The organism is Pantoea stewartii (assembly GCF_011044475.1).
In the GTDB taxonomy this organism is placed as follows: domain Bacteria; phylum Pseudomonadota; class Gammaproteobacteria; order Enterobacterales; family Enterobacteriaceae; genus Pantoea; species Pantoea stewartii.
Map to the genome: position 1 here is coordinate 1,428,760 of NZ_CP049115.1, position 22,356 is coordinate 1,451,115.

Annotated in this window: 22 protein-coding genes; 7 read left to right on the forward strand and 15 right to left on the reverse strand. The window is 58.3% G+C overall.

From position 1 onward, the window contains the following. Positions 1 to 145: 145 nt before the first annotated feature. The 7 genes from dedD to pdxB form a co-directional block, all read right to left on the reverse strand. Positions 146 to 925: a cell division protein DedD gene (gene dedD, locus G5574_RS06690; RefSeq protein WP_033740672.1), complete on the reverse strand. Its 780-nt coding sequence runs from the start codon at positions 923 to 925 to the stop codon at positions 146 to 148. Beyond that, positions 915 to 2,183, reverse strand: coding sequence for a bifunctional tetrahydrofolate synthase/dihydrofolate synthase (folC, locus tag G5574_RS06695; RefSeq protein ID WP_039339708.1), 1,269 nt, complete (start codon positions 2,181 to 2,183; stop codon positions 915 to 917). The genes dedD and folC overlap by 11 nt, the downstream gene beginning before the upstream one ends. Before the next feature lie 91 nt (positions 2,184 to 2,274). Further along, the gene (gene accD, locus G5574_RS06700) at positions 2,275 to 3,189 is read right to left on the reverse strand and encodes an acetyl-CoA carboxylase, carboxyltransferase subunit beta (protein WP_033740674.1); all 915 of its coding nucleotides are present in this window, start codon (positions 3,187 to 3,189) and stop codon (positions 2,275 to 2,277) included. Between the two features lie 161 nt (positions 3,190 to 3,350). Continuing rightward, entirely contained in the window at positions 3,351 to 4,001 is a 651-nt protein-coding gene (locus tag G5574_RS06705) for a DedA family protein (RefSeq protein WP_164482327.1), read from the reverse strand. A 24-nt stretch (positions 4,002 to 4,025) separates the two neighbouring features. Next, a complete protein-coding gene (truA, locus tag G5574_RS06710) occupies positions 4,026 to 4,829 on the reverse strand; it encodes a tRNA pseudouridine(38-40) synthase TruA (RefSeq protein ID WP_006120062.1) in 804 nt (267 codons plus the stop codon). Next, the gene (locus G5574_RS06715) at positions 4,829 to 5,839 is read right to left on the reverse strand and encodes an aspartate-semialdehyde dehydrogenase (protein WP_039339710.1); all 1,011 of its coding nucleotides are present in this window, start codon (positions 5,837 to 5,839) and stop codon (positions 4,829 to 4,831) included. Before G5574_RS06715 ends, truA begins: the two co-directional genes overlap by 1 nt. 107 nt (positions 5,840 to 5,946) lie before the next feature. Next, on the reverse strand, positions 5,947 to 7,080 hold the full coding sequence (gene pdxB / locus G5574_RS06720; RefSeq protein WP_164482328.1) for a 4-phosphoerythronate dehydrogenase PdxB: 1,134 nt from the start codon (positions 7,078 to 7,080) through the stop codon (positions 5,947 to 5,949). 148 nt (positions 7,081 to 7,228) lie between these two features. Between pdxB and G5574_RS06725 the strand changes: the two genes are divergently transcribed. Next, complete coding sequence (locus G5574_RS06725) at positions 7,229 to 8,128, forward strand: DMT family transporter (protein WP_039339713.1); 900 nt, start codon at positions 7,229 to 7,231, stop codon at positions 8,126 to 8,128. Here the strand turns inward: G5574_RS06725 and G5574_RS06730 are convergent. Together G5574_RS06730 and tctD are read right to left on the reverse strand one after the other, a co-directional pair. Continuing rightward, positions 8,109 to 9,497 (reverse strand): sensor histidine kinase, encoded by a 1,389-nt coding sequence (locus G5574_RS06730; protein ID WP_033740683.1) that lies wholly within the window; start codon positions 9,495 to 9,497, stop codon positions 8,109 to 8,111. The two genes, G5574_RS06725 and G5574_RS06730, sit on opposite strands and share 20 nt — an antisense overlap. Then, the gene (tctD, locus tag G5574_RS06735; protein WP_033740685.1) at positions 9,488 to 10,159 is read right to left on the reverse strand and encodes a transcriptional regulator TctD; all 672 of its coding nucleotides are present in this window, start codon (positions 10,157 to 10,159) and stop codon (positions 9,488 to 9,490) included. Before tctD ends, G5574_RS06730 begins: the two co-directional genes overlap by 10 nt. A 119-nt stretch (positions 10,160 to 10,278) precedes the next feature. On the opposite strand from tctD, the gene G5574_RS06740 reads away from it, so the two are divergent. From G5574_RS06740 to flk, 4 genes are all read left to right on the forward strand, one after another. Further along, complete coding sequence (locus tag G5574_RS06740; RefSeq protein WP_039339716.1) at positions 10,279 to 11,259, forward strand: Bug family tripartite tricarboxylate transporter substrate binding protein; 981 nt, start codon at positions 10,279 to 10,281, stop codon at positions 11,257 to 11,259. Positions 11,260 to 11,271: 12 nt separating this feature from the next. Further along, entirely contained in the window at positions 11,272 to 11,703 is a 432-nt protein-coding gene (locus G5574_RS06745) for a tripartite tricarboxylate transporter TctB family protein (RefSeq protein WP_039339717.1), read from the forward strand. 10 nt (positions 11,704 to 11,713) lie between these two features. After that, positions 11,714 to 13,216 carry a tripartite tricarboxylate transporter permease gene (locus G5574_RS06750; protein WP_033740688.1) on the forward strand — a complete coding sequence of 501 codons (1,503 nt, stop codon included), beginning with the start codon at positions 11,714 to 11,716 and terminating at the stop codon, positions 13,214 to 13,216. Between the two features lie 114 nt (positions 13,217 to 13,330). Continuing rightward, entirely contained in the window at positions 13,331 to 14,371 is a 1,041-nt protein-coding gene (gene flk, locus G5574_RS06755; protein WP_039339718.1) for a flagella biosynthesis regulator Flk, read from the forward strand. A gap of 1 nt (position 14,372) precedes the next feature. Here flk and G5574_RS06760 read toward each other — a convergent pair whose 3' ends face one another. Next, positions 14,373 to 14,816: a rhodanese-like domain-containing protein gene (locus G5574_RS06760; protein ID WP_039339720.1), complete on the reverse strand. Its 444-nt coding sequence runs from the start codon at positions 14,814 to 14,816 to the stop codon at positions 14,373 to 14,375. Positions 14,817 to 14,904: 88 nt separating this feature from the next. On the opposite strand from G5574_RS06760, the gene pdxR reads away from it, so the two are divergent. Then, the gene (gene pdxR, locus G5574_RS06765) at positions 14,905 to 16,344 is read left to right on the forward strand and encodes a MocR-like pyridoxine biosynthesis transcription factor PdxR (protein ID WP_164482329.1); all 1,440 of its coding nucleotides are present in this window, start codon (positions 14,905 to 14,907) and stop codon (positions 16,342 to 16,344) included. 85 nt (positions 16,345 to 16,429) lie between these two features. On the opposite strand, the gene fabB is transcribed toward pdxR, so the two are convergent. Further along, positions 16,430 to 17,650 (reverse strand): beta-ketoacyl-ACP synthase I, encoded by a 1,221-nt coding sequence (fabB, locus tag G5574_RS06770; RefSeq protein WP_033740697.1) that lies wholly within the window; start codon positions 17,648 to 17,650, stop codon positions 16,430 to 16,432. Between the two features lie 151 nt (positions 17,651 to 17,801). Here fabB and mnmC point away from each other — a divergent pair, with 151 nt between their 5' ends. After that, positions 17,802 to 19,814: a bifunctional tRNA (5-methylaminomethyl-2-thiouridine)(34)-methyltransferase MnmC2/FAD-dependent 5-carboxymethylaminomethyl-2-thiouridine(34) oxidoreductase MnmC1 gene (gene mnmC, locus G5574_RS06775; RefSeq protein ID WP_164482331.1), complete on the forward strand. Its 2,013-nt coding sequence runs from the start codon at positions 17,802 to 17,804 to the stop codon at positions 19,812 to 19,814. A 28-nt stretch (positions 19,815 to 19,842) separates the two neighbouring features. Here mnmC and G5574_RS06780 read toward each other — a convergent pair whose 3' ends face one another. From G5574_RS06780 to mepA, 4 genes are read right to left on the reverse strand one after another with little or no spacing between them, the layout of a single operon-like run. Continuing rightward, complete coding sequence (locus G5574_RS06780) at positions 19,843 to 20,127, reverse strand: YfcL family protein (RefSeq protein WP_006120077.1); 285 nt, start codon at positions 20,125 to 20,127, stop codon at positions 19,843 to 19,845. 32 nt (positions 20,128 to 20,159) lie between these two features. Beyond that, a complete protein-coding gene (locus G5574_RS06785; RefSeq protein WP_039339723.1) occupies positions 20,160 to 20,702 on the reverse strand; it encodes an elongation factor P hydroxylase in 543 nt (180 codons plus the stop codon). Positions 20,703 to 20,721: 19 nt separating this feature from the next. Further along, the gene (locus G5574_RS06790; RefSeq protein WP_006120080.1) at positions 20,722 to 21,525 is read right to left on the reverse strand and encodes a sulfite exporter TauE/SafE family protein; all 804 of its coding nucleotides are present in this window, start codon (positions 21,523 to 21,525) and stop codon (positions 20,722 to 20,724) included. Between the two features lie 8 nt (positions 21,526 to 21,533). Further along, on the reverse strand, positions 21,534 to 22,352 hold the full coding sequence (gene mepA / locus G5574_RS06795; RefSeq protein ID WP_174250615.1) for a penicillin-insensitive murein endopeptidase: 819 nt from the start codon (positions 22,350 to 22,352) through the stop codon (positions 21,534 to 21,536). Positions 22,353 to 22,356 lie beyond the last annotated feature (4 nt).

Sequence of the window (22,356 nt, forward strand, 5' to 3'; positions counted from 1 at the left end):
AAAAGGCGAAGAAAAAAACGAACTTCGCCTGTGAGATTGTTATCCGGTTAACCCCTTGAAAAGCCAGGCTAACCGTTGCCCGCCCCGCTTAGCCAGGGCTGATTGCCGCTGCCTGTTATTCTTATCGGCAGCGCCAATCACGGATTTAACGCGCGCTGTAGGGCTTAACGACGCCGCTTAGACCCGAGACGTTTTTCAGCTCGCCCACTGCCGCCTGCATTTTCGCTTTAGACGCATCCGGTCCCACATAAATGCGGGTGATTTGTCCCTGCACCGGCGTTGACGGCACCGTATAGGCCCGGTAACCCGACAGGCGCAGCTTCGCGACAATCTCGTTGACCTTGCTGGCGTTCTTCAATGCGCCCAACTGGACAACATACGCCTGTCCCGAGGGTTGCGTCTCTTTCGGTTGCTCTGCCGGGGCCGCTTCCTCGGTGCGCGCTGCCTGCTCGGCCGGCCTGGTTTTTTCAACGGGCTTCGCTTGCTCAACCGGTTTGGTTTTCTCGACCGGTTTGCTCTGCGTCTGTTCTACCGGCTTCGGTTTAGCCTGCTCGGTATGTTTCGGTTTTGTCGTCTCAGCTGGTTTTTCTTTCGCTGTCGTCGAATGTACAGGCGGCGGTGATACGACACTCGGCGCACTGTTTTGCTCGGGCTGCGTGCTGCCCTCTTGCGCCTGTGAGTTGCCCCCGTCAGGATGACTTACCGCACTGCCCGCGCCGGCAGGCGGATGGGCTGGCAGCGACTGGGTGACCGGCGGCACCATTTCGCTGTCCTGCTGGTCGTCCGGTTTCGGGACCAGTGGAATCGCCGCAAACTCTTCTTTATAGTGTTTTTTCTTACCATCCAGCAGCCCCGGCAACACAATCACGCCGATGGCCACCAGAATAACGGTACCGACTAAACGGTTTTGAAACTTACTCGCCACGTCCTCTCTCCGTTTCAATCGATTCCATCACCTGCGCGACGGTCAGGAAAGAGCCGCATACCAGGATGATGTCCTGCGGTTCAGCCTGCTGCCGCGCCTGTTGCCAGGCCTGTTCGACATCTGCGAATGCCCGGGCAGACGTTACGTGTGCCATGAGTTGTTCTGCACTGGCACCGCGCGGGCCGGACAGCGGCGCGCAGTACCAGAAGTCGACCTGCGGAGCCAGCGCGGACAGCGTCCCGGCGATATCTTTATCATGCAGCATCCCGACCACGGCGTGAACGTGCCCCCGCGTCGGCAAGGCAGCCAGGCGCGATGCCAGGTAGCCTGCTGCATGCGGGTTATGCGCTACATCCAGAATCACGCGAGGCGACTCACTGACGGTCTGAAAGCGCCCGGGTAACACCGCCAGCGGCAGGCTGGCACGGATATGTGCGTCGCTGACGTTGAGCCCCGAGGCACGCAGCGCCACTAGCGCCGTTGCCGCATTCGGCAGGGGCACCTGCGGCAGCGGTAGATCGCTCAGTTCACCGTGCGCATCGCGCAGAGACCAGCTTTCTGCCTGCGCATGATAGTGCCAGTCACGGCCAAGCTGAATGAGCTGAGCGCCCTTTTCCCTGGCGACATCGGCAATCGTCACCGGCATAGCAGGCTCACCCACCACCGCAGGTTTACCCTGACGGAATACGCCCGCTTTTTCCCGACCAATGCTGTCGCGATCCGGGCCAAGCCAGTCGGTATGGTCCAGCGCAATACTGGTCACTACCGCGACATCGGCATCCACAATATTCGTTGCGTCCAGCCGCCCACCCAGCCCGACTTCCAGAATGACCACGTCAAGCTTCGCCTGCTGAAACAGGTTAAGCGCCGACAGCGTGCCGAATTCAAAATAGGTCAGGGAGATAGTACCGCGTCCCGCTTCAATATCAGCGAAACTGGCGCTGTGTTGCGCTTCACTCAGCTCCTGTCCCTGCACCCGGACACGCTCCGTATAACGCACCAGATGCGGCGAGCTGTAAACGCCCACGCGATAGCCCGCGGCCATCAACAGGGTTTCAAGCGTCCGACAGGTAGTGCCTTTACCATTGGTACCGGCAACGGTGAAAACAAAAGGGGCAGGCTTCAGCAGGTCCAGACGTTGCGCCACCTGGCGAATACGGTCCAGGCCCAGTTCAATTGCCTGAGTGTGGAGGTGCTCAAGATAATAAAGCCACGTGGCCAAAGGCGACGTGGCTTGAGGGAGGTGAAGATTGTCCATATGTCCCGTTTTGCAAATTTATACCTGGTGAAAGCAACAAGGTATAGGGTGCATGGGTGGAAGGCGCGACCGGCGCGCCTTCTGTCTCCTGTCAGGCCTCGTTACTCTCCGGGTGGGACGTCGCAGGTGCGAACTCTTCACCATCGTGCAACGGTGCCGGCAGGTTCATCATTTTTGCCAGCAGACTTGCCAGTTTAAAGCGCATTTCCGGACGACGAATGATCATGTCAATCGCGCCTTTTTCAATCAGAAATTCACTTCGCTGGAAGCCCGGCGGCAGTTTTTCACGCACGGTCTGCTCAATAACGCGTGGACCCGCAAAGCCAATCAGCGCTTTCGGTTCGGCCACGTTCAGATCGCCCAGCATCGCGAAGCTGGCGGAAACACCGCCCATGGTTGGGTCAGTCAGCACCGAAATATACGGCAGACCGCGTTCCTGCATTTTCGCCAGCGCCGCAGAAGTTTTCGCCATCTGCATCAGTGACATTAACGCTTCCTGCATACGGGCACCGCCGCTGGCGGAGAAGCAGATAAGCGGACAGTTGTCTTCCAGCGCCTGCTCGACCGCGCGAACAAAACGCGCCCCGACAACAGAGCCCATTGAACCGCCCATAAACGCGAACTCAAAGGCCGCCGCGACAACCGGCATACCGTGCAGTTGGCCTTTCATGACGATCAGCGCATCTTTTTCATCTGTCGCTTTTTGTGCCGCAACCAGACGATCTTTGTACTTTTTGGAATCCCTGAACTTCAGCAGATCTTTGGGTTCCAGCTCGCTGCCCAGTTCAACCAGCGTGCCCTGATCGAGCAGGCTCGCCAGACGCTCACGGGCGTGCATGCGCATGTGGTGGTCGCACTTCGGGCAGACCTCAAGATTACGCTCCAGCTCGGCACGGTAAAGTACCTGGCCACAGCTGTCGCATTTCGTCCACACTCCTTCCGGAATGTTGGCACGACGTGCAGGCGTAATATTGCTTTTATTAAGAATGCGTTCAATCCAGCTCATTGATGACCTTTCTGTTAAAAACTGACCTGGTCCAGTCGTCTTGATGCTGCTGAAAACCGCTTCAGCAGACGGTAAATGTCGCTCATTAAACCACAACCAGTTAAGACTGTGGATAAAAATCTGGTCTTACCCCTGAGCGGTAAGCCTGCTCAGAGTTAATTTTACTGCTTAGCCTGGCGGCGATGACGCCAGATTTCGATAATGCCCGGCAGAACCGATACCACGATAATGCCCAGGATGAGCAGCTTAAGATTTTCCTGCACCACTGGCAAATCGCCAAACAGATAGCCTGCATACGAAAACAGCAGCACCCATACCAGCGCACCGGTAACGTTAAACAGGGCAAAATGCCGATAGGACATGTGGCCCATGCCGGCGACAAAAGGGGCAAAGGTACGCACAATCGGCACGAAACGGGCAAGAATAATGGTTTTTCCACCATGACGGGCATAAAACGCATGGGTTTTATCCAGATAGCTGCGGCGGAAAATTTTCGAGTTCGGGTTGCTGAACAGGCGTTCACCGAACAGTTTACCGATGGTGTAGTTCACCGCATCACCCAGGATCGCCGCGATAACCAGCAGCGCGACCATCAGGTGGACGTTCAGATCGTTACCGGGCAATGCCGCCAGTGCCCCCGCGACAAACAGCAGCGAGTCGCCTGGCAAAAACGGCGTGACCACTAAGCCGGTTTCGCAGAATAGAATCAGGAACAAAATGGCGTAAATCCAGATGCCATACTGCGCGACTAATTCGGCCAGATGCACATCAATGTGCAAAATAAAATCGACCACAAAATGGATGAACTCCATAACGATCCCTTTAGCTAAGGTTGATTAATCCGCGAGGAACAACGGCCCCATCGGCGGCTGAGGTAAAGCAAAGTGCGCGGGATAATCCACCGCCACCAGGTAAAGCCCTTCGGCTTTTGCCGTGGCCGCCGCCAGCGTGCGATCTTTGGCGGCCAGCAGTTCTGCCATCCAGGATTCTGGCTGATTACCACAGCCAATTTCCATCAGACTACCGACAATGTTGCGCACCATATGGTGCACAAAAGCGTTGGCTTTAATGTCCACAATGACATAGGGCCCGTGACGACTGACGTTCAGGTGCATCACGTTGCGCCATGGCGTACGCGACTGGCACTGTACGGCGCGAAACGAGGTGAAATCGTTCTCGCCCAGCAGGCTCTGCCCGGCGCGCTGCATCTTTTCCACATCCAGCGGATAGTAAAAGTGCGTCACGCCCTTGCCCAGGATAGCCGGACGTAAGCGCTGGTTGTAAATCAGGTAACGGTAACGCCGGGCTGTGGCGCTGAAACGTGCATGAAACTCGTCCGGCACGGCTTTCACCCAACGTACAGCGATATCGTCCGGCAGATTGGCATTGACACCCAATGTCCAGGCGGCATCCGCTCGCTGCGCCACGGTCTCAAAATGCACCACCTGTCCGGTGCCGTGCACGCCAGCATCGGTACGCCCGGCGCAAAATACGCTCACCGGATGGTCCGCGACCTTCGACAGCGCCCGCTCCAGCTTTTCCTGCACGCTGCGCACTTCCTGCTGCCGTTGCCAGCCGTAGTATCGGCTGCCGTCGTACTCAATGCCCAGTGCCAGCTTTCTTGTCTGACCTTCCGACATCAGTACATATACTCCTGCACCAGCTTCTCTGCGGTTTTCACCGCCATCAGCGCGCCACCGAAACGAACGTTGTCCGCCACGGACCAGAACTGCAACAGCTCCGGAATACCGTAGTCATTACGTACACTGCCGATACTCAGCGCATCGCTACCTGAGGCATCCGTTACCGGCGTGGGAACGTCCTCTTCGTCGCTCAGGCGAATATCGGCGGCCAGGGCCAGCTCTGCTCTGGCTTCGTCTGCTGACAGCGGGCGCAGATTTTCAATGTGGACGATCTGGGCATTGCCATAAAACACCGGTGCCTGAACGCTGCTGACCGCCACGGGCAAACCGTCGTCCTGCAACACTTTACGCACCTGATCAACCAGGCGACGCTCGCTCTCCACGCTGCCCTCTGCATCGGCCTGTTGTGGCAGCAGGTTAAAAGCCAGCTGACGACCAAAATGGTGGTCATCCGCCGGTACGCCGTTCAGCAGGCGGGCGCTCTCCCCGGCCAGCGCATCCACAGCCACTTTGCCGTGCGTGGAGACGGAGATCAGATTGGTGACCTGCAAACGGCCTAAACCGGCGGCATCGACCAGCGGTTTGATAGCCGTCAGCAGCTGGCTCACCAGATTATCGGCCACGCTGATGATATTGCGATTACGGTAATCGGCCAGCACCTGCGGATTCACATCCGGCACCACCAGCGGCACATCCGGCGACAGGGCAAACAGCTCACTGCTGTCGATAACCAGGCAACCCGCACTCGCCGCCTCTTCCGCATAACGGGCCGAGGCGTCACGACCGGCAACAAAGAAGGCCAGCTGCGCCTGTGACCAGTCAAACTCCGCGGCGTTTTCAACCCGCAAAGAGCGGCCTTCAAAACGTTTACTTTCACCGGCGCTGTTATCGCTTGCCAGCAAATACAATTCACCAACCGGGAACTGGCGTTGAGCCAGCAGTTCCAGTACAGCGTTCCCTACTGCGCCTGTTGCGCCAAGAAGCGCAATATTCCAGCCGTCAGACATGTTGGTTTACCTCAGACAATGACATAAAAACAGAAGGCGGTGATGTCACCGCCCAGGGATTCAGATTTATCCCTGCACCTGTACCCGCGTTTTACGCAGGCTGACAATCAGGTGGAGGATAATACGGCGTTAAAGCCCAACTGAGTGAGCATTTCTGCGGTCGCGGCCTCATCGCAGTTCACCTGCAATGATGACCACTCGCGACGCTCTTCATACTGCTTGCGCAGGCGGTCAAATTCACCCGGTTTTGCCGCCACTTTTCGCAGGGGCGCATCATCGCGGCGCACATCATACACCAGATGCACAAGACGTTTCAGCGTTGACTGATCGAGCGGCCCATTCAGGCTGATCTGGCTGAACTCTGGCGTAGGTAACAGACTGCTCAGGGGCACCTGCTGCGGCTGACCAATAAAGTCGCACCAGGCTTCGAACACCTGGGTGGTGCCGCGCGCCTTGCCCTCAAGGGTGTAACCGGCAATGTGCGCCGTGGCGATATCAACCCGATCCAGCAACGCGAGGGAGAGATCCGGCTCCGGTTCCCAGACGTCCAGCACCACGCTCAGATCGTGACGCAGGTTCAGCACCTCAAGCAGTGCGGCATTGTCGACCACCGGGCCACGGCAGGCGTTAATCAAAATCGTCTTCGGTTTCAGGGCCATCAGCAGCGCGGCATCGGCCAGATGCCAGCTTTTATAGGGGCCGGATTTAAACAGCGGCGTGTGAAAGGTCAGAATATCGGCCTGTTGCACCAGCGCATCAAGTGAGAGAAACTCGCCGTCGTCACCCCGATCGGCGCGCGGGGGATCGCATAACAGGGTTTTCACGCCCCAGGCTTCCAGCCGCTTCTGCAGGCGTCCGCCCACATTTCCCACGCCCACGATGCCAACAGTACGATCGCGCAACTGGAAACCGTCCCGCTCTGCCAGCAGCAGCAAGGCAGAAAACACGTATTCAACCACCGCAATCGCGTTACAGCCGGGGGCCGCAGAGAAGGCGATGCCCGCCTGCTGCAGCCACGCTTCGTCAATATGATCCGTGCCCGCCGTGGCAGTGCCGACAAACTTAACGGGTTTGTCCTGCAACAACGCGGCGTTGACCTGGGTGACGGAACGCACCATCAGACCATCGGCATCCGCCAGTTCGGCTTCAGGAAGCGGTCGGCCAGGTACGGCGACCACATCGCCCGTACGACTAAAGAGTTCACGGGCATACGGCATATTTTCATCGACGAGAATTTTCACCACGGCTTTCCTGTCTGTGTATTGAAGGCCGCTATTCTGGCACAAAAGCCTGACATTCGCCTAACCACGCAGTGCAGGGGCGGGTAAGGCTGGCAGAAAGGGGCATCACAGGCGTACACTGCCGCGGGTCTGAGACGGGAGCCTTGTTATGGTCTTTTTATTTCCGCTGTTTGCGGTGTTGATTTGGTCGGTTAACGCTATCGTGAATAAATTATCGGCAGGTGCCATTGAGCCTGCCGCAATTTCGTTCTATCGCTGGCTGCTGGCGTTGCTGGTGCTGACGCCTTTTGTCCTGCCGGGCGTGCTGCGGCAATGGCAGACGATCCGGCCGCATCTGGGACGACTGATGATTCTGGGCCTGCTGGGCATGGCGCTGTATCAGAGTCTGGCCTATTACGCCGCCCATAGCGTGAGTGCCCTGTTTATGGGCATTATCGCCGCGCTGATCCCGCTACTCACCGTGCTGCTCAGTGTCCTTATTCTGCGGATTGCCCCGACCGTGGGGATTCTGGCCGGCAGTCTGATCTCCTTCTGTGGCTTAATCTGGCTGGTCAGTGAAGGCAAGCCTGACCAGCTGCTGCATCACGGCATCGGTACGGGCGAAGCCCTGATGCTGGCGGCCTCAGCCTGCTATGCGCTTTACGGCGTGATGACAAAACGCTGGTCGATTCCCCTACCCGTCTGGCAGAGTCTGTATGTGCAAATTGCCGCTGGCGTGATGCTGTTGCTGCCCGGTTTTCTGATGACACCGGATGTCTCGCTCACGCCACGGAATCTTCCCCTGGTGGCCTTTGCCGGCCTGTTCGCCTCCATTCTGGCCCCGTGGCTGTGGATTCATGGCGTACAAAAGTTGGGGGCCAGCATCACCAGTATTTTTATGAATCTGACACCGCTCTTTACCGCCCTGATTGCGGTGCTGTTTTTGCATGAACATCTGCACAGCTATCACTGGATTGGCGGCGGTCTGACGCTGGCAGGCGTTCTGCTGGCACAGCGTCTGCGCAGGCCGTTAACGCGACGGGAATCGCTTAAGGCCGATCCGCATTAAACCGGATAGTGACACGCAGCCCACCGAGTGACGGGCTGCTATCCAGCGTGACGGTTGCGCCATGCCAGGCGCAAATATCGTGCACCAGCGCCAGCCCGATACCTGCTCCCGTCTGCATCGCGGCGTTATCCAGCCGGATAAATGGCCGTAAAGCGCTTTGCTGCTCTTCCGGGCGAATGCCCGGCCCTGAATCCTCAATGTATAATCTGCCGCTCTCCAGGCGCGCCGTCACCGTACCCTGCACCGGCGTATAGGTAATAGCGTTATCCAGCAGGTTGGCGCACAGCTCGCCCAGCAGCAGCGCATCGCCTTTGACGTCGCCGTGCGCATCACCTTCGTAACCCAGGTCAATCTGTTTCGCACGCGCAGCCGCATAGCGGCTCAGGCACGCCTCGCGCACCACCGTCGCCAGATCCACTTTCACCATGGGTTTATCTTCGCCGTGTCGGGCTTTGATACGCGCCAGTTGCAGCAGCCGGTCGGTAAGCAGGATGGTGTCATCCAGCGTGTAGCGCATGCTCTGCAGGCTTTCCCGCCACTGTTCAGGCTGATGGCTGTCCAGCGCCGTGCCGATCTGGGTTTTCAGAATAGTGAGCGGCGTGCGAAGCTGATGAGCGGCGTCGGCGCTGAACCGATCCTGACGCGCCAGCAATCCCCGCAGCCGTTCCAGATAGCGGTTAAATGCCACGATAAGCGGCTGTAGCTCCGACCACGGCAGGGACGGCAGCGGCGTCAGTTCAGCACCATCGCGACGCAGCACAATGCGGGACAGACGGCGTAAAGGCCGCAACACCCGGCGTAGCATCAGGCTTGCCAGCAACACGGCAATTAACACCAGCGCGCTCTGGCTGAGCAAAGCCGTGCGCATCAGCCCTTTCGCGAAAGCCTCACGGGAATGGATGGTTTCCGCGACCAGCACCAGCGCCATACCTTCCGCGCCCGTCTCGCTGACGGGCTGCCACAAGGCCGCCACCCGGATGCGCTGCTTTTGATAATAGCCGTCATAGAAATGGACCAGCGCGGGATAGGTCTCTGACATCGCGCTGGTGACGGGGATCGGGGGAAGCCCGTCATAGCCGGACAGCGTTTTCCCCTGCGGCGAAATCACCTGATAAAACAGGCGATCATTCATGTTGCGCTCAAAGCTGTCGAGCACCACCCAGGGCACGTCGACCTCCAGGTGTTGGTTACGCACCACCAGCCGTTCAGCGACTGTGCGCGCAGAGGCCAGCAGAGAGCGATCGTAGGCCTGATTCGCCGCCGCCAGTCCGCTCTGATAGTGCGTGTAAACAGAAAGCACCCACAGCAGGGAAAGCGGCAGCCCCAGCCAGGCCAGTAACTCGCCCCGTAGCGAGGTGATCAGTCGCATGCCAGGGTTTCCAGGCTGTAGCCCAGTCCGCGCAGCGTCACAATGCCCACGTTACTGCCCGCCAGCTTTTTGCGTACCCGGTGTACATACAGCTCGATGCTTTCCGGGCTGGCGTCATCCGCCAGGGTGAAGGTTTGTTCATACAAATGCTGCCGCGAGACCGGGCGGCCCCGACGCTGCATCAGCGTGGTCAGTACGCTGGATTCACGCGGTGTCAGCGCCAGCGGTTTCTCTGCCAGCAAAAAGTAGCCTTCACCGTTCAGCACCAACTGGCCCAGGGTCTGGTGCCGGGCCGAGTGTCCCTGCGCACGACGCAGCAACGCACGCAGGCGCGCATCCAGCTCATCCAGTTCGAAGGGTTTGGTCAGATAGTCATCCGCGCCGGTATTCAGGCCGCGCACGCGGTCGTCCAGCGTCGTGCGTGCGGTCAGCAGCAACACCGGAACATTTTGTCCACGCCGACGTAACCGGGTTAACACCTCAATGCCGTCCAGACGCGGCAGGGAAACATCCAGCACAACCAGCGCATAATCTTCACTTTGCAGGCTGTGATCCGCCGAAACGCCGTCCGCGACCCAGTCCACAGCAAACCCTTTTTGCGTTAACGCCTTCTGTAACCATCGCGCCAGCTCGGCCGTGTCTTCCACCAGTAAGAGACGCATATCACATCCTTTCACTAAACCTGATGGCTGAAAGGTAAATGAAAGGTTACCGATTTAACAATTCAATAACGCCGAATTGTCGGTAGTAATCACACTCTGAAAGAAAGATGGAGCGCACGATGAAAAAAATAATCCACACCGCCCTCGCCTCTGCCCTGTTGGCTCTCATGTTGCCGTCGCCAGGTAATGCCGCTGCCCCCGACAGGACCGAATGCATTGCCCCCGCCAAACCGGGTGGCGGTTTCGACCTGACCTGTAAGCTGATTCAGGTTTCACTCATGGAAACCAAACAGATCGAAAAACCGATGCGCATTACCTACATGCCTGGCGGCGTGGGTGCTGTGGCCTATAACGCTATTGTGGCTCAGCGCCCGGCTGAAGCAGGCACTGTGGTCGCCTTTTCGGGCGGCTCACTGCTGAATCTGTCGCAGGGAAAATTTGGTCGTTACTCGGTCGATGATGTGAAGTGGTTAGCGGCCATCGGCACAGATTACGGCATGATCGCCGTGCGGGAAGACGCGCCGTGGAAAAATCTGGGCGAATTAATGGCGGCCATGAAGGCAGATCCGACCAAGGTGGTGGTCGGTGCGGGTGCCTCCATCGGCAGTCAGGACTGGATGAAAACCGCGCTGGTGGCGAAAGAAGCCGGTATCGATCCGCGTAAAATGCGCTATGTCGCCTTTGAAGGCGGGGGCGAAGTCGTCACCGCGTTGTTGGGCAATCATATTCAGGTGATGTCGGGCGATCTCAGCGAAATGGTGCCGCACCTGCAAGGCGGTAAACTGCGCGTCCTGGCGGTGATGGCCGACAAGCGTCTGCCCGATCAGCTGGCCACGATTCCGACTGCGAAAGAGCAAGGGTTTAACGTGGAATGGCCCATTATTCGTGGCTTCTATCTGGGGCCGAAGGTCAGCGACGCGGATTACCAGTGGTGGCAGAACGCGTTCGAAAAAATGGTGCAAACGCCCGAATTCAGGCAACAGCGCGAACTGCGTGGCCTGTTTGAGTTCAATCTCTTTGGCGCAGAACTGGATAAATACGTGAAGAATCAGGTGGCCGCTTACCGTGAGCAGGCGAAATCCTTTGGTCTGGCTAAGTAACCGGAGCGCATCATGAGCGATCGTATTTTTGCCACGCTGTGGCTGATGTTATGTCTGGCAGGGTTAGTTGTCGCCTGGCAAATCCAGAGTGAATACAGTTATGAACCCGTCGGCCCGCGGCCTTTTCCGCTGGCGCTGCTCACCCTGATGGCGCTGTGTGCCGTCATGCTGCTACTGAGAAAGCCCGATGCCATCCAGTGGCCCGCACCGCAGACGATGAAACGTCTGGTGGCGCTGGCCGTCATGCTGTTCGTGTATGGCTGGCTGTTTGAACGTCTGGGGTTCCCGCTATCCACCGCGCTCCTGACCTTCGGCATCGGCATGCTGTTTGGCGCGCGCTGGTGGGCCGCCGTCCTGTCCGGCGCGGTTATGGGGTGGGCGCTGTTTTACGCCTTTGACCATCTGCTGGATGTCACCCTGCCGGCTGGCAGCCTGATGAGCTAAGGAGAAAAAAATGGATATCTGGTCTTTTCTCATGCAGGGTTTTGCCGTTGCCATGACACCGCAAAACCTGCTGATTGCCTTAACTGGCTGCTTTATCGGAACGATTGTTGGCCTGCTGCCCGGTCTGGGTCCGATCAACGGCGTGGCCATTCTGATGCCGCTGGCCTTTGCGCTGCACCTGCCTGCGGAGTCTGCCCTGATTTTACTGGCAACGGTGTATCTGGGCTGTGAATACGGCGGACGCATCTCGTCGATACTGCTCAATGTGCCGGGCGACGCTGGCGCGATTATGACCGCGCTGGATGGCTACCCCATGGCACAGCAGGGAAAAGCGGGCGTAGCGCTGTCTGTCTCTGCCGTGAGTTCGTTTGTCGGCTCCACCATTGCGATTATCGGCATCATCCTGTTCGCCCCGCTGCTGGCGCGCTGGTCGCTGGCGTTTGGCCCGGCGGAGTATTTTGCGCTGATGGTGTTTGCCATTGCCTGCCTGGGCAGCATGATGAGCCAGAATCCGCTCAAGTCATTTCTGTCCGCCCTGATTGGCTTAAGCATGGCGACCGTTGGCGTGGATGCCAACACCGGCGTTTACCGCTTTACCTTTGACAGCGTTCACCTCTCCGACGGCATTCAGTTTGTCGTGGTGGTCATTGGCCTGTTCTCGGTGAGCGAAATTTTGCTGATGCTGGAATCCACCCATACGGGACAAAAGGTGGTGCGCGCCAGTGGCCGCATGATGTTCAACATGAAAGAAGCCGCTCAGTCGACCGGGGCGACGCTGCGATCATCGTTTATTGGTTTCTTTGTCGGTGTCTTGCCCGGTGCCGGTGCCACCATCGCCAGCGCAATCGCCTACATGACAGAGAAAAAAATCAGCGGCAGCGACCAGTTTGGTAAGGGCGATATTCGTGGTGTCGCTGCGCCGGAAGCCGCCAACAACGCTTCGGCGTGCGGATCGTTTATTCCGATGCTGACGCTGGGCATTCCGGGCTCTGGCACCACCGCGGTGATGGTCGGCGCGTTGACGCTATATAACATCACGCCCGGTCCGGCGATGTTTACCGAACAGCCGGATATCGTCTGGGGGCTCATTGCGGCGCTGTTAATTGGCAACGTGATGCTGCTGATTATGAACATCCCGATGATCAACGTGTTCGCGCGTATGCTGACCATTCCGCTGTGGTTTCTGGTACCGGCCATTGCCGCCATTTCTGCGGTTGGCGTTTACGCCGTACACAGCACCACCTTTGACCTGCTGTTGATGGTCGGGCTTGGTGTTTTTGGCTATATCCTGCGAAAAATGGACTTCCCGATGTCACCGCTGATCTTAGGTTTCGTGTTGGGCGAAATGCTGGAGCAGAACCTGCGCCGTGCGCTGTCTATCAGCAATGGTGAAATGGCGATTTTGTGGGAGAGCCCGATTGCCAAAGTGCTGCTGATCCTGGCCGTGGCGGTATTGATTGTTCCGTTTGTATGGAAACGTCTGCGCCGTAAAGCGACGCCTGCGCATCAGTAAGTAAATCTTTGTTTGAAACACATCAGCCCCGTGGATTTCCAGGGGGCTTTTGTTATCATAGCGTATTCTGTTTCCGGCGCACCCCACGCTAGTCTGTTTTCCAAGGAATCCGCCATGCAACCTGTCAGCGGCCCCGGTGTGCCGGTCGGCGATCGTTCATCTGTTAATCCCCAAACTGACACTTCACGTCCGGGCAGCGTTGCCGGTGAACAACCGCTGTCGCCTGCCCAGCGTACGACGCTTGAGCGTTTGATTGTGCGCATCATGTCCCTCAGCACGTTAAAAGCGCCGGAGCTCTGGGCTGGGCTGCGCCATGAAGTGGGTGTGAAGAGTGAAGCGGAACTGCAGTCGCGCCACTTCCCGGCTGCCGAGCAGTTTCTCAACGCCCGCCTGGCGCAGGTGCAAAATGGCCATGCCACACGTCAGCTGATGACGCAACTGACCGAATTGCTGCCGAAAGGAAACAATCGTCAGGCTGTCAGTGATTTTATCCGTCAGCAGTTTGGTCAGACGGTGCTGAGTGCCCTGACGCAGGACCAGCTGCGTCAGGTGTTAACCATGCTGCAAAATGGTCAGATGGCAATCCCCCAGCCGCAACAGAGTCGCACCAGCGATCGCTCTCTGCTGCCCGCCGAACACCAGGCGCTGAATCAGCAGATCGTCCGCCTGGCGGCCGCCACCGGCGAATCCAGCGGCAAAATCTGGACGGCGGCGCTGAAGCTGGTGAACCTGACCAGTGGCGATCCGATTCCTTCACGCCATTACCCGTTACTGACTCAGTATCTCCAGGTGCGTCAGACGCTGAGCCAGCACAGCGCGCCAACGCTGCAGCTGATTGAAAGCTCACTGAAACATCCTCTGGACAAGCGTGAGCAGCAGATGCTGGAGGATTACAGCCAGCAACGGTTCCAGGCTACCCCGCAGACGGTGTTGACGCCGACCCAGACGCAGGACCTGCTTAACTTCCTGTTTTCACGGCGCGCAGAGCGAGCCCATGAGCAGGTGCTGGCCGACAGTGAGTTGAATCCGCACCCCATCTGGGCACCGATTTCCGCCTCGCTGCCGCCCGCGCTGAAACCGCTGGCTGAGCGCCCCTTACTGGCCGCGGTCGTCGGGCTGATCGTACTGGCCTTTCTGCTCTGGCTGGTGCTGTAAGTCAGCAACCACAGGATGCCGCAGCCGTTGTCTGCGGCCATTCGCCCGCCTCATCACCCCATGCCATGGGGTGATCATCCCGCTTCCAGAAATCCAGCCCGCCAGTCAGCTCTTTCACCTGAAAGCCCAACAAGGCTAACTGATGCGCCGCTTTGGTTGAGCCATTGCAGCCAATCCCATCGCAGTAGGTGACGTACACTTTATTACGATCCAGGCGGGCCGTGCTGGCTTCGTTCATTTCCCGGTGTGGGAAAGAGATCGCGCCACAGATATGACCGCCGCGATATGCCTCTGCCCGGCGCGCATCCACGACCACAATCCCCTGAACCTGACGGGAAAGATCCTCAGCCAGATCCCAGGCATCGGTGTAATACGCCAGTTTAGCCTGCAGATACGCCACGCTTTGCGACGGTGAGGCGGGAGGGAAACGTAAAACGGATGACATCGGCATTTCTCCTGTTGTGTGATGATGGCAGTGTACGGCAAAGTGGATGCCTGACTAAGACCCATCTGAACCTGTTGATAAGACCATTATGTCGTCACCGCTTCTGCAACTGTTTCATCATCAGACCACGGGCGGTCTGCGTGACCGCCTGTGCGCCACGCTGCGTCAGTGGATAGAAACCACGCACCTTCAGGCCGGACAGAAACTGCCCTCTACACGTCAGCTGGCCACGGATTTAACGCTGTCACGCGTGACGGTGGAAGCGGCTTACGCCCAGCTCGAAAGCGAGGGTTATCTGCGGCGGGAAACAGGCCGGGGCAGTTTTGTTGCCATCACTCTCCCTGACAAAGCTCCCCGCATTCGCGCCAGCCGCATGGCCCGGTTGTCACGACGCGGCCAGCAGGTCCTGGCGACAGGCGGCTGCCAGGACGCGCCGTTTCCCTGTGCGTTTGCAGCGGGTTCTCCGGAGTTGCGGGCGTTTCCTCATGCGGTCTGGCGGCGGTTAACCGCACGTATCCAGCACAGCGAAGGCCAGAGCGTGATGAGCTATGGCGATCCGTCAGGCTATATGCCACTGCGCCACGCGCTGGCTGATTACCTTGCGTTGTCGCGCGGCATTCACTGCCAGCCTGAGCAGGTCGTGATTCTGACCAGCTCGCAGCAGGCCCTTCAGCTACTGGCGCTGATGCTGGTCGACCCTGGCGATAACGTGTGGATGGAGGAGCCGGGTTATGCGGGCGCACGCAACGCCTTTCTGGCTGCGGGTGCCCGCGTGAGAGGAATAAGTGTGGATGGCCAGGGCGCCGTCCCTCAGCCTGGCGCGGCAAAGCTGATGTACCTGACGCCCTCCCATCAGTATCCGACAGGTGTTGCCTTGAGTCTGCCACGTCGTCTCGCCTGGCTCGACTGGGCACGCCGCAACGGTAGCTGGCTCATCGAAGACGATTATGACAGTGAGTTTCACTATGATGAGCGCCCCGCTCCCGCGCTGCACGCACTCGACAGGGATCAGCGGGTGATAACCTTAGGCACGTTTTCAAAATCCCTGTTCCCGTCCCTGCGCCTGGCATGGATGGTCGTGCCCGAGGCGCTGGTGGAACCCTCGGGTCGCGTACGCAGCATTCTGGATGGTCACAGCGCCCTGCTTCCCCAGGCGGTGACCGCCGCGTTTATGCAGCAGGGGCACTTCGCCAGTCATCTGCGCCTGATGCGTCAGCTTTACCAGAGCCGTCGCGATCGCTTACTGGAACAGATTGAACAGCGTCTGACGCCGTGGCTCACCCCCTTTCCCTGTCCGGGCGGACTGCAACTGGCTGTTAACCTGTTACAGGGGGATGAAGGCGCTTTGACCGTACAGGCGGCAAACGCGGGCTTACTGTTACCCCGGCTCAGCCCGCTGTATAGCGAAAAAACAAACCGGCAAGGCTGGCTATTAGGTTTTGCGGCGCTCACGCCGGATGAAATTGTGGCGGGATGTGACAGTCTGGTCAGGCTGCTGTCACGCAGCGCATCCCGTCAACGTGACTAATGGACCGAAACAAAAAAGGCCGGCAATCGCCGACCTTTTGGATGTGTGTGCGTCATGCTGCGCGCAACATGACGCTTCGCCACACTTATGCCTGGTATTTACGCAGGGTCAGGGTGGCGTTGGTGCCGCCGAAACCAAAGCTGTTAGACATCACGGTGGTAAGGGCTTTTTCCGTCGGCTCTGTCACGATGTTCATGCCTTCTGCCGCGGCGTCCAGCGAGCTGATGTTAATGCTTGGGGCGATAAAGCCGTGCTCCAGCATCAGCAGTGAGTAAATCGCTTCCTGCACACCCGCCGCTCCTAAGGAGTGGCCGGTCATGGCTTTGGTCGCAGAGATGTACGGTGTGTTTTCGCCAAACACTTCACGAATAGCACCCAGCTCTTTGACATCGCCCACTGGCGTAGAGGTACCATGGCTGTTCAGATAGTCGATTGGCGTGTCCACGCCCTGCATCGCCATCTTCATGCAGCGTACAGCGCCTTCACCTGACGGTGCGACCATATCAGCACCATCAGAGGTGGCACCGTAGCCCACGATTTCAGCATAGATGTGCGCGCCACGAGCCAGCGCATGTTCCAGCTCTTCCACCACGACCATACCGCCGCCGCCTGCGATAACGAAGCCGTCGCGCTCGTTGTCATAGGTACGTGACGCTTTTTCTGGCGTGTCGTTGTAACGGGTCGACAGGGCGCCCATCGCATCGAACTCACAGGCCATTTCCCAGCACAGCTCTTCGCCGCCGCCGGCAAAAACGATATCCTGCTTGCCCAGTTGAATCTGCTCAACCGCGTTACCAATACAGTGTGCAGAGGTCGCACAGGCTGAACTGATAGAGTAGTTTACGCCGTGGATTTTAAACGGTGTGGCCAGGCAGGCAGAAACACCGGATGCCATCGCCTTGGTCACCACATAAGGGCCAACGGCTTTCAGGCCGCGTGGGCTGCGCATCGCATCCGCGCCAAAAACCTGAAAACGTGGAGAACCGCCGCCGGAACCTGCAATCAAACCTACGCGAGGGTTGTTCTGGTAGGCTTCGTTGCTCAGGCCAGAATCTTTGATAGCTTCTTCCATTGACAGGTAAGCATAGATGGACGCATCACTCATGAACCGCACAATTTTGCGATCAATGAGGCCGGTGGTATCGAGTTTAACGTTACCCCAGACGTGACTACGCATGCCGGAATCTTTCATCTCCTGGGAAAAAGTGATGCCTGAGCGGCCTTCACGCAGAGATGCCAGCACCTCTTGCTGGTTATTACCAATACTGGAAACGATCCCTAAGCCAGTAATCACAGCACGTTTCATTCAATCTTCCTCAACACTTCTGTTATTTGACGAGCACTCTAGCTTACACTTGTACGCCGAACAAGTCCGATCAGCCAATTCCTTTGTAAATTTGCGTCATCTTCCCCCGGCCGATAAACTCCTGCCATTCCCTGAAAAATGAGCCTTTACTGTGAAACTGTCTCCGGTTGAACATGCCCAACTGAGCTGGAATGAACAGGGTACACCTGTTTCCCGAGCCTTCGGCGACGTCTACTTTTCCAACGACAATGGTCTGGAAGAGACGCGCTACGTGTTTCTGGGTGGCAATGATTTCCCCCAACGATTTCACCACCACCCACGCGACCTGCTGATTGTGGCCGAGAGCGGCTTCGGCACCGGCCTTAACTTTCTTACGCTCTGGCAGGCGTTTGACCAGTTCCAGCGTCATCATCCCGATGCGGCGCTGAAGCGACTGCATTTCATCAGCTTTGAAAAATTTCCGTTGACCCAGGCCGATCTGATGGCGGCCCATCAGCACTGGCCTGAACTTGCGCCCTGGGCCGACCAACTCCAGCGTCAGTGGCCATTGGCCCTGCCCGGCTGCCAGCGGCTGTTATTCGATGCCGGCCGCATCACGCTGGATCTGTGGTTAGGCGATATTAATGCGCTAATTAATAATTTTGATGACAGTCTGCATCGTCAGGTCGACGCGTGGTTTTTAGATGGCTTTGCGCCGTCGAAAAATCCCGATATGTGGACGCCGGAACTGTTTCAGTCGATGGCGGCGCTGGCCCGGCCAGGGGGAACATTTGCCACCTTTACGGCCGCCGGTTTCGTACGTCGTGGCTTGCAGGAAGCGGGCTTTGCGGTCACGCGCCGTAAAGGATTTGGTCCAAAACGGGAAATGCTGTGCGGCTCGCTTGAACAGGCACCAGCACAGTACCCGCGCCAACCCTGGTATGCCCGGCCTGCGCCGTCTGAAAAAGAGGTTGCTCTGGTGGGCGGCGGTATCGCCAGTGCGACGCTGGCCCTGGCTTTACTGCGCCGCGGCTGGCGCGTTACGCTGTATTGCGCCGACGAAGCCCCCGCGCTGGGCGCATCCAGCAATCGTCAGGGCGCACTGTACCCTTTGCTTAATCAGCACGATCCGGCGCTTGCCACCTTTTTCCCCGCCGCCTTCACGTTTGCCCGTCGCCTGTATGACGCGCTGGATCTGCCGTTCGAACACGACTGGAGCGGCGTCCTGCAGCTCGGCTGGGACGATAAAAGTGCCAGCAAGATTGAACAGATGCTGGCGATGGGATTACCTGAAGAGATTGCCCATGGCGTGACGCAACAGGAAGCCGAGGCGCTGGCGAAGGTTGCGCTGCACTGCGGCGGCATCTATTACCCGATGGGCGGCTGGTTAGCCCCGGCCGAACTGACCTCTTCCCTGCTGTCCAGGGGCGAGCAACTGGGATTGCGTGTACACTGGCTGCATCGCGTCACCGCGCTCAGTCAGAATGCGCAGGGCTGGACGTTAACCTTTAGCGAACAGCCCGATATGCATCACGCTGCCGTGGTGCTCGCGAACGGCCATCACCTCACCGACCTGCCCCAGACCGACGCGCTGCCCGTGTATCCGGTGGCCGGTCAGGTCAGCCATGTTCCCGTATCGCCTGCGCTGTCGGCGCTCAGGACGGTGCTCTGCTACGATGGCTATCTTACGCCCGCCAGTCCCCAGTTTGCGACGCACTGTATCGGGGCCAGCTATCACCGGGGAGAGACCTCCACCGCCTTTCGTGAAGCGGATCAGCAGGAGAATCACCGCCGCCTGCAGCATTGCCTGCCGCACAGCGACTGGGTTAATGCGGTGGATGTCAGTCAGAACGCAGCGCGCAGCGGCGTACGTTGTGCCACGCGGGATCACTTACCGATGGTGGGCTGTGCGCCGGATTACGCAGCGACGCTTGCGCTTTATGCCGATCTGGCGCAGCAGAATGCACGCGGAGCGGCGATCCCAGCGGCGCCGTACTTTCCCGGCCTTTATCTGTTCGGCGCACTTGGCTCGCGCGGGCTGTGCAGCGCACCGCTGGCGGCAGAAGTCCTGGCGGCACAGCTGAGCGGCGAACCTCAGCCGCTGGATGCCAGCACGCTGGCGGCGCTGAATCCTAATCGTTACTGGGTCAGAAAGCTGCTGAAAGGCAAAAAAGCGGGGAAATAGCACTAGGGCGGCATGCCGCCCTGCTCACTCAGGCAGTCTGCTGACGCGCCTGTAAAAACAGATTATCCCACATGCCAATGACCAGCGCCTGATCCCGTGGCGATAACTCTCCGGCGGCAATGGCGTTTTGCAGGCTGCGGGTGACCTGAATCTGCAGCGCCTGCGGCGTGTGGTCATCCAGTTGCTCCACTTCCGCGACTGCCAGGGTTAAATGGCCACGCAGATAACCGCTGGCAAACAGCTCATCGTCACTGGCGTGCTCAACCATATCGTCAATCAGGGCCAGAATACGCGCTTCAAATTCTGCGATCATCTCAATTCCTCTGTTAAATAATCCCTTCTGCATTACACATCTTCCGGCCATGGAAACTGTGATGCGGTCAGAGAAGGCCTGCCATAAAATTCAGCCAGGGCTGAAATAAAGCGTGCGGGACGGGCAGGAATGCCCGACGCCAGGTAGCTCATGACCTGGGCATGAACTTTACGCTGAAAAGCAATGCGATCGGGCTCACAATCGCCATCGAGATTGTCACAACTGACATTGAAGGGAAAGCCTGCGGCAACGCAAAACATCCACTCCAGGGCCTGCGGCTTCACCTCAACCGATTCAAACTGGCTTTGCGTTTGCGCATCCCGCCCGTCCGGGCAATACCAGTAGCCAAAATCGACTAACTTGCGCCGGGCTTCACCGGCAATGCACCAGTGCGAAATTTCATGCAGCGCACTCGCGTAAAAACCATGGGCGAACACCACCCGGTTCCATGGTGATTCGCTGTCTGCAGGAAGATAAATCGGTTCATCATCGCCTTTAATTAGACGGGTCTGAAAGTCTTCGCTAAAGCAGCGGTCAAACAGCGTAATGAGCTGCGGGTAGTCATGTGTTGTCATTCAATATTCACGTAAAGTATTACAGATTCAGCGCCGCCAGCCAGGCCAGAACCTCACTGCCGTGGCTGTCCCAGAGCAATTTCATGCTCATGACCGCCGAAACGATCACCACCATCGGACGAATCAGCTTTTGCCCACGCGCCAGAACCAGCCTTGCGCCCAGTCGTGCGCCACAGACCGCGCCCAGCATCATGATCAGGCCGGTGCCCCACACCACTTTCCCGCCAAAGATAAAGAACAGCAGGCTGCCGAAATTTGAGGTGAAGTTAAGCAGTTTGGCATGCGCAGTCGCTTTCGCCAGGTTAAAGCCACACAGCGTCACAAAGCCCAGCGCATAAAACGAGCCAGCTCCCGGGCCAAAAAAACCATCATAAAAACCGATACAGCCGCCGCCGATAAGGGCAAAAGGCAGCCCCCTGAGACGATGCACCCGGTCTTCCTCGCCAATGCGCGGCATTAACAAAAACCACATACCGATGGCGATCAGCAGCAGCGGCAGGATTTGCCGCAGGAAATCGGCCTGAAGATGCTGAATCAGCACCGCGCCGCCCACCGCGCCCAGAAAGGTCATGGCGATATTCAGCCGTTGCTCACGCAACGTAATGGCTCCCCGCCTTACAAAATACAGGCTGGCAGAGAAAGAGCCGCCGACCGACTGGAGTTTGTTGGTCGCCAGCGCCTGCGCCGGCGACAGCCCGGCCGCCAGAAGAGAAGGAAGCGTGAGCAGGCCACCGCCGCCCGCAATCGAATCAATAAATCCAGCCAGTAGCGCAATAAAAAACAGCAGGACAACCGCCAGCGGGCTGGCAATGAACCACTCCATGGGAACCCTTACAGTAAATGTTTATCCAGCAGCGCCTGACAGGCAGGCGGCAGCGGCGGGGGTTCACGCTTCACAGGCGCAGAACCCGGCTGCTTTGGCAGGAACCAGCTCTGCAACTCTGCCCCGCAGCCATCCCCGGGAGGCGGGGGAGCCTGCTCCTCACAATCCGGGCTGCCCTGTGGACAGCGCAAACGGACGTGCATATGGGCGCGGTGCGCGAACCAGGGCCGTACTTTATGTAACCAGCTTCGATCTGCACCCGCATCCGCGCAAAGCTGCTTTTTAATCGCCGGATTGACGAAGATACGCGTGACATCTTCATCTTTCGCCGCCAGTTTAATCAGACTGGCGATTTCAGGCTGCCAGTGACGCGCAACGACGTTCCTGCCATCGGCGGCCACCAGATCCAGCGGCTGAGGTTTCAGTAACTGCTGTGCGCTCCAGCGGGTTTTCGGCAGTTGTAGCCAGATATCCACGTCGAGTCCGGTCTGGTGGCTGGCATGGCCGCTGCTGAAGCGTCCGCCGGCAGCCATGCCCATATCGCCAATCAGCACGTTGCCCAGTTGCAGATTGTGCGCCTGCATGGCCAGGCGCTGGATAAACAGAATCAGGTCGGGATGACCGAAATAGCGGCGCTGATCCTGACGCATGACCTGATAATCCGGTGAGTTAAGCGGCAGAGCCTGCGCGCCGACAATACAGCCGTTGGCAAAGCCGCCAATCGCATTCGGTGCACCCGCGACAGGGTGCTGAATACGCTGCCATGGCGTCGCCGCCAGGCTTGCCGCGCTGAGTAACAGCGCGCTGAGCATCAGCATCACTTTCATCAGG